This window comes from Enterococcus sp. HMSC076E04, assembly GCF_001814285.1.
GTDB lineage: Bacteria > Bacillota > Bacilli > Lactobacillales > Enterococcaceae > Enterococcus_B > Enterococcus_B lactis.
The window spans coordinates 28227-35978 of record NZ_KV815600.1; the positions used below are offsets into that span (position 1 = coordinate 28227).

Genomic DNA, 7752 nt, shown 5'->3' on the forward strand with positions numbered 1-7752 from the left:
TTTTGGTTTGGCTGTTCTTATTGCTTGATGCAAGGCAGCTTTTTCACAATCTCTGATAAACGGTGTTCAATCAGCTGACCCTCGGTATTAGCTCAAAAAACGGCAAAATATGAGAAACTATTTTTCCGTTTTTTTCTCTAATACTCAGGACAAAACGCTGATTTCACAACCCCTCCTATACTTTGTTTCATTTTCCCTATACTTTGTTTATTTATTCTCATTATTGAAAGCGCTATAATAACGTTGCGAATGAATCGAAAGGGGTTTTTAGATGAAAAAACGAAAGGGGTTCAATCATTTTTTTATGAATCTATGGCGTTATAAAGCACTTGTCCTGATGGCTGTACCGGGTATGCTTTGGATGATTTTTTTCTTTTACATACCTGTAATGGCGAATGTCGTAGCATTCAAAAATTTTCATATTTCAGCAGATGGGTTCTTGGCTAGCCTGAGGGAAAGTCCTTGGGTGGGTTGGGAAAATTTCAAATTTTTATTTTCTTCGGACCAAGCATTTCTCATCACTAAAAATACAATTTTATATAATGTGACATTTATCCTTTTAAATCTGCTCATTTCAGTCGTATTTGCAGTCATTATGAGCGAGTTGAGAAATAAACGACTTGTTAAAGTTTATCAAACGATGTCGTTGCTCCCTTATTTTCTATCTTGGGTCATTATCAGTTACTTCGTTTACGCCTTTTTAAGTCCCGACAAAGGAATATTCAACCAGTGGATTACTGGACACGGAGGAGAAGCTGTCAATTGGTATAATGAACCGAAATATTGGCCATTTATCTTAGTATTCATCGGTACATGGAAAGGGATTGGTTATAACAGCATCATTTACTTTGCATCTGTTATGGGAATCGATCCGACTTATTATGAAGCTGCTATGGTTGATGGAGCTAGCAAATGGCAGCAAATCAAACATGTGACGATACCACAACTGATTCCATTGATGACGATTTTAACGATTTTAGCCGTAGGAAACATTTTTCGAGCTGATTTTGGCCTGTTTTATAACATTCCTAGGAATTCCGGTGCATTGTACGATGTGACTCAAGTTTTGGATACGTATATCTACAATGGGCTGACATCCACAGGAGATTTTGGTATGACGGCTGCTGCAGGCCTTTATCAATCAGTTGTCGGTTTTGTCTTATTGATGATCACAAATACGGTCGTCCGTCGTTTTGATAGCGATTCTGCATTATTCTAAGGAGGAAAAAAATGAAAAAAAAGAAAGTGGAGAGAGTCCAAGTCCGTTCTTTCAATAAGACGACCAATTTTTTCTCTAATATAATGATTGCACTCTTTGCTATTTCCTGTGTTTTGCCATTCATATTTGTTATTGCCATCTCTGTTACCGATGAGTCCATATTGTCGACGCACGGGTACAGTTTTTGGCCAGAAAAATTCAGTCTATTTGGTTATACGTATTTGTTCGACCAGATGCAGGATAAAATTTTGCAAGCGCTTTTCGTAACTGTACTTGTTACTGTTTTAGGTACCCTGATCAATAGCACGGCTACTTCTTTATATGCTTATGCGATTTCGCGGTCAAACTTTCCATTCCGTCGTTTTTTTACCGTTTTTTGTTTGATTACGATGTTGTTCTCACCAGGAATGGTAGCCAATTATCTTGTTATGACAAATCTTCTCCAGTTAAAAGATACGATTTGGGCATTGATCTTGCCAATGGCTGTTAGCCCCTTCAATATTATTGTGATGCGCACATTCTTTAAACGTTCGGTCTCTGATTCGATTATTGAATCGGCGCGGATCGACGGAGCTAGCGAACTTCGAATATTCGTTCAAATCGTTTTACCGTTAGCTGTTCCTGGTATCGCGACAATCAGCTTATTTGCCGCATTGGGCTACTGGAATGACTGGTTCAATGCTTTACTATACATTCAAGATGATAAGCTAGTTCCACTACAGTATCTTTTGATGAAAATCCAAAGTAATATTCAATATCTGACGCAAAATTCAGGAGCAGGAAGCCAATTGACAGGTGGGCTAGCTTCAGTTCCAGGAGAATCCGCCAGAATGGCGATCGTAGTTATCTCTACGTTGCCTATTGCGATCAGCTATCCATTTTTCCAGAAACATTTTGTCAAAGGTCTAACGATCGGTGGAGTAAAAGAATAAAAAAATATAAATCATAAAACTAGGAGGAAGAAAAATGAAGTTATGGAAGAAACTAGCCTTTACAGGTGTTTCAGCATTATTGGTAGGTACATTAGCGGCATGCGGAGGTTCTGGTTCTAAAGAGCAAGCAGAAGCTAGTGATTCGGACACTTTGCAGATGTATCAAATCGGTGATAAACCGGATAATTTCGATCAATTGATGGAAGTGGCAAACAAACGAATCGAAAAAGAGATTGGTGCAAAAGTCAATATCAATTACATTGGTTGGGGCGATTACGAAAAGAAAATGAACGTCATCATTTCTTCCGGAGAAAATTACGATATCGCCTTTGCGAACAACTATGTTTCCAATGCTCAAAAAGGAGCCTTTGCTGATTTGACTGAATTAGCGCCTAAGTATGCTGAAAAAGCGTATAATGATTTAGATGAAGCTTATATCAAAGGAGATTTGGTGAATGGGAAATTATATGCCTTTCCAGTAAATGGAAATGTCTTTGCTCAACAAGTACTTACTTTTAACAAAGCTTTACTAGATAAATATGATCTTTCAATTGATGGAATCCAATCTTACGCTGATGCAGAAAAAGTTTTGAAGGAATTCCATGAAAAAGAACCAAACACGGCCGCTTTTGCCATTGGACAAGGATTCAAAGTCCAAGGAAACTTTGACTATCCTTTAGGGAACACTTTACCATTTGCTATTGATCTGGATGGAGATGATTCAAAAATCATCAACCAATACGACAATGAAACGTATATCGGACTGTTGCGTACGATGCATAGCTGGTACAAACAAGGACTCATTCCAAGTGACGCTGCAACGAGCAATAAGGACTATCCACTAGAAGGAAATACTTGGCTGATGCGTGGAGAAACACAAGGCCCCTATGATTATGGCGATACGATTTTGACAAATGCAGCAAAACAAGAACTAGTTTCAAAAGCAATTACTGTTCCATTGAAATCTACAGCTCAAGCACAAATGGCAAATTTTGTCGTATCCAATACTTCAAAAAATAAAGAAAAATCAGTAGTACTTCTAGGCCTACTTAACAGTGATCCAGAATTATTGAATGGACTTGTTTGGGGAATCGAAGGAGAAGCATGGGAAAAAGTCGATGGTTCAGAGGATAAAATCAAATTGCTAGATGGTTATCAGCCAAACACACATATGTCTGCTTGGAATACAGGAAACAATAAGATTCTATATACACAAGAGTCCATTACGGATGACATGATTGCCAAACGCGACCAATCGATTGCTGAAGCAGAAACTTCACCGATTTTAGGATTCAGCTTCAACACGGACAATGTAAAAACAGAATTAAGTAATATTTCAAATGTCATGAACCAGTATTTGGATGGATTGAATACAGGAACTGTTGATCCAGATGAAACATTGCCGAAATTAAAAGAAGCTTTAGATAAAGCTGGTTATGACAAGGTATTGAAAGAAATGCAAAAACAATATGACGAGTTTCGACAAGAACAATAATGAATAAAGACAAAGAGGTTGTGACAAAAACGTGTCGCAACCTCTTGTTCCGAATGAATGGTGTTCAAAACCTTGTATCTGCGGCAATCAGCCCAACCGAACGAAAAACGTAGAGAGCTATTTTTGTTCGGCTGTTCTTATTACTTGATGCAGGGCAGCTCTTTTACAACCTTTAATACTCAGGCCATGGTGCTGATTGCCCAACCTTTTTTTGTATAATGAGAAAGTATAAACTTAATGTTTGGAGGAGAAGATATGTTAGGGAAGGTTTTGGAAGAGTTGTTTATCCGGATCTGGGTCGTTATAAAACTAACCTTATATTTCTGGATATACACGTTTGTCGGCGGAATCATCTTTGGATTAGGTACGGCATGGAAAACAGTCAATGAGTTATTTTATTTATATGGATTCGAGTATAAAGAAATCACGTTAAAAAGAGGCTGGAATATATATAAAAGAAATTTTTTAAGAGGAAATCTGCTATTTAGTTTATTTTTATCTAGTACTGCTTTATTGAGCTACAATCTATATCTATCTGTTCAAATCAAAGGGCTCATTTTTTTAGCTATTGATTTTATTTTGCTTTTTGCCTTATTTTGCCTATTTGCTACTTATCAATACAGTATGATTTTAGACAGTGAATATACGATCTCTGTTCCTAATCTGCTAAAGATGAGTTTTATTTCGGTTTTTTCCAGCTTTTCGTCTTTTCTAAAAATAATTATTGGTAGCAGTGTAATTATAGCTGTGACTTGGCAATTCAAAGGATTGATTTTATTTGGTGTCATTGGTCTTTTGACGGTTTGGAATGATACGATGACGAAACAGTGGCGTGAAGAGTTAGATAAACAGTTGGAAAGTTATGAATAAGATCCGTATTCTATTTTCAAAAGGAACCTTACTGAATCGGCTATTACGGAAATATGCGGTTATCATGATTGGTGTAACGATGACTGCTACTGTTATTTTTAGTGTCCATACGTGGGATCAAAACCAAAAGCAGGCAGAAAACATGACAAGTGATGCCGTTCAAAGTACAAGCAGAATGCTGAATGACAAAACAACTTTGAGTAGGATCATTAAAAACCAGCTTGTAGGTGATTCCGAAAAAATCGAAAATGTCACTACCTACTTAACAAAACCCATAGATCAGTATTTGATGTATGTATATGAGCAGCAAAACAGTACCGACGAATTAGTTTCTTTCCCAAATCAAATCAAAGATCTTTATATAAATTATGAAGAACTAAGTGCGATATATATCGTGTTGAATCAGCTACCGGAGTACTATGAATCCTCTAGAGAAAACAAAGGCGGAGAAGTAAAAGCAGGAACGCCGAAATTACTAGATGCCTTTTATATCAAGTTGCCTATCACCCAAGGAGGAGCTGAGTCAGGCAGTATTTTTATCGGTTTCCAAAAGAAAGAGCTAGATACGATTTTAGAGAATCTAACGTCATTCAATGGACTCTCTTTATACATGATTTCTGGCACGACAAATCGCTTGTATACGTTCCATGATAATAAAATAGCTAAAGAAACATTTGGAAGACAAGAAACGATTATCTCAGAGAGTCTTCAGAAAAATTCACAATTGCCAATTGCTAATCTGAGAAAAAATAATTTTGTTCAGCATCAAGAACTGTCGGATGATTACCGAATATTAGCTGTATTAGATAAAAAAAGTGTAAAAACCGAAACGGGGAAAAACCTTGCCCCTCTGATTGTCGGTATCATTGTTTTAGACAGTATATTGCTTATCTTTCTTTATAAAACATTCAAACGATATTCACAGCAAATATCCGTCGTCATGCAGGCAATGGAGCAAACAGCAGCAGGGAATTTAGAAACACGGATTGATACAACAAAAACGGAATATGAACTAAAGGAACTTTCGATCGGTATCAACGAAATGTTGGATAGCATCAATCAATTTGTCGAAGACATCTACAAACTAGAAATCAAACAGCAAGATGCACATATGCGGGCGCTTCAAGCACAGATCAATCCGCATTTTTTATACAATACATTAGAATATATCCGAATGTATGCAATCAGCGAAGGAAGCGAAGAATTAGCAGATGTTGTATATGCTTTTTCTGCCTTGCTCCGAAACAACACAAATCAAGAGAAGACGATCACTTTGAAAGAAGAATTGGACTTTTGCGAAAAATATGTCTATTTATATCAAATGCGTTATCCTAATCGAGTGGCCTATCATTTTATGATCGATCCTGATTTGGAAAAGATTGAAGTACCTAAATTTGTGATTCAACCATTAGTTGAAAATTATTTTAAACATGGTATTGATTTTACTCGATTTGATAATGCCATAAGTGTCAAAGTCTTACAGGAAGACAAGCGGGTAAGGATCATCGTCAAAGATAATGGAAGAGGGATGACTGAAAAACGGCTAAAACAGGTGGAAGAAAAACTGTCTCATCCCAAAGTGGAACTTCACGAATCAATCGGTCTGCAAAACGTGAATGAACGTTTACGTGCCAACTTCGGCAGCAGTTATTACATGTCGCTTGAGAATAATGAGACAGGTGGACTGACTGTTTCTATTACATTCAAGGAGGGGTGAACATGTACCAGGTGTTATTGGTAGATGATGAATATATGATTTTGAATGGGTTAAAAAAGATAATTGATTGGAAAGGTTTAGGGTTCCAAATAGTAGCAACAGCGGAGAATGCCAAAGAAGGACTATCTGTCCTTGAACAACAACGGATTGATCTAGTGGTAACGGACGTGACGATGCCAGAAATAAACGGACTGGAATTTATTGAAGCAGCTCAAAAAGAACATCATAATTTTGAATTTATGATTTTGTCCGGGTACCAAGAATTTGATTATTTGAAAGGAGGCATGCAATTAGGTGCGGTGAATTATTTGATGAAACCCGTGAATAAGTTCGAATTGATTGAAAGCCTCAAGAAAATCAAAACACGGTTAGACCAGCAAAATGAACAAAAAAATCAGCAAGAAATCTATCAGGAACTATTATTCAGTCAATGGTTGAATGAAGAGTTAGATGAAGCAAGTGAAGAAGAAATAATAGGACAAATCAGTGAGAAACAGCATAGAATAGTATTGATCCAATTATCAAGAATTCATGATCCTCTTATCAATACATGGTTGAAAGAACACCAGCAAATCTTTTATTATCAAAGAAATTATGGAGACCGTATATTGATTACGCTGTTGTTGGAGGCAGATGAAGTTGATGGATTCTGCTGTTTTGTCCAAGAAAACGTCCCTGATCAGGAATGGCTGATCAGTATCGGGGAAGAGACAGATTCATTGGACAAGATCCCTGAAACATTCCAACAAGCGAAAGACAATCTACAATTACATCAATTTTATGGAGATAAAGACGAGCATGTTTTTTACGCAATACAAGCAACAATAAAAGAGCAAACCATCGATTTTTCAAGTTTCAGACGTGTGTTGCAAAATAAACGATTAGATGATGCCCAAAAAATGATCACTGATTTTTTCGAGCAATTTCAGTTAGCAGCCATGATGCCGGAAGACATCCGGTACTCCAGCTTTTTACTGTTTATGGAGATTCAACGGGAATTGATTGATCTAGAAGATGAAGAATATTTACAAGGAATCGAAAAAATTCATCAGGCAAAAACGGTGCAAGAACTCCATCAGCTTCTTCTGTCGTTCGTCCAAAAGCACCAGAGACAGAAAAAATACAGTGGCAATGTAGAAAAAGTAATTGAAATCCTGCATCAGCACTATCAAGAACCACTTACACTCAAAGAAGTGTCAGAAAGTTTGCATTTAAATGTCATGTATTTAGGGCAGTTGTTCAAAAAAGAAACGAAAAAAAGTTTTTCAGCTTATTTGAACCATTTACGTATGGAAAAAGCAAAGCAGCTGCTTTTGCACAGTAATCAAAACGTCAATGAAATAGCAAGTGAGATTGGCTACAACAATACCACGTATTTCTCTAAATTATTCAAGAAGATTGTCGGCAGATCCCCTAAGGAGTATCGGGAAAAAAGAGGAGAATCCTAAAAAAAGAAGCGTATGGAATGAATCAATATTCAAAAGTTTGCATCTGCGGTAATAAGCCCAACCAAACGAAA

The 7752-nt window shown here is 36.9% G+C and carries 6 protein-coding genes; all 6 read left to right on the forward strand.

Going from position 1 to position 7752, the window contains the following annotated elements:
- Nucleotides 1-271: 271 nt before the first annotated feature.
- Nucleotides 272-1219, forward strand: a complete 948-nt coding sequence (locus tag HMPREF2961_RS07860) for an ABC transporter permease (protein ID WP_002316110.1) — start codon at nt 272-274, stop codon at nt 1217-1219.
- Nucleotides 1220-1230: 11 nt separating this feature from the next.
- A complete protein-coding gene (locus HMPREF2961_RS07865) occupies nt 1231-2151 on the forward strand; it encodes a carbohydrate ABC transporter permease (RefSeq protein ID WP_002316111.1) in 921 nt (306 codons plus the stop codon).
- 34 nt (nt 2152-2185) lie between these two features.
- Nucleotides 2186-3646 carry an ABC transporter substrate-binding protein gene (locus HMPREF2961_RS07870; RefSeq protein WP_002316112.1) on the forward strand — a complete coding sequence of 487 codons (1461 nt, stop codon included), beginning with the start codon at nt 2186-2188 and terminating at the stop codon, nt 3644-3646.
- Nucleotides 3647-3901: 255 nt separating this feature from the next.
- Nucleotides 3902-4516 (forward strand): YesL family protein, encoded by a 615-nt coding sequence (locus HMPREF2961_RS07875; RefSeq protein ID WP_002316113.1) that lies wholly within the window; start codon nt 3902-3904, stop codon nt 4514-4516.
- On the forward strand, nt 4509-6233 hold the full coding sequence (locus HMPREF2961_RS07880) for a sensor histidine kinase (RefSeq protein WP_002316114.1): 1725 nt from the start codon (nt 4509-4511) through the stop codon (nt 6231-6233). Before HMPREF2961_RS07875 ends, HMPREF2961_RS07880 begins: the two co-directional genes overlap by 8 nt.
- Nucleotides 6234-6235: 2 nt before the next feature.
- A complete protein-coding gene (locus HMPREF2961_RS07885) occupies nt 6236-7681 on the forward strand; it encodes a response regulator transcription factor (protein WP_002316115.1) in 1446 nt (481 codons plus the stop codon).
- Nucleotides 7682-7752 lie beyond the last annotated feature (71 nt).

Bases quoted from the DNA above. Each gene is read 5' to 3' on its own strand.
- HMPREF2961_RS07870 (WP_002316112.1), top strand. From the start codon at position 2,186: ATGAAGTTATGGAAGAAACTAGCCTTTACAGGTGTTTCAGCATTATTG.
- HMPREF2961_RS07880 (WP_002316114.1), top strand. From the start codon at position 4,509: ATGAATAAGATCCGTATTCTATTTTCAAAAGGAACCTTACTGAATCGG.
- HMPREF2961_RS07860 (WP_002316110.1), top strand. From the start codon at position 272: ATGAAAAAACGAAAGGGGTTCAATCATTTTTTTATGAATCTATGGCGT.
- HMPREF2961_RS07875 (WP_002316113.1), top strand. From the start codon at position 3,902: ATGTTAGGGAAGGTTTTGGAAGAGTTGTTTATCCGGATCTGGGTCGTT.
- HMPREF2961_RS07885 (WP_002316115.1), top strand. From the start codon at position 6,236: ATGTACCAGGTGTTATTGGTAGATGATGAATATATGATTTTGAATGGG.
- HMPREF2961_RS07865 (WP_002316111.1), top strand. From the start codon at position 1,231: ATGAAAAAAAAGAAAGTGGAGAGAGTCCAAGTCCGTTCTTTCAATAAG.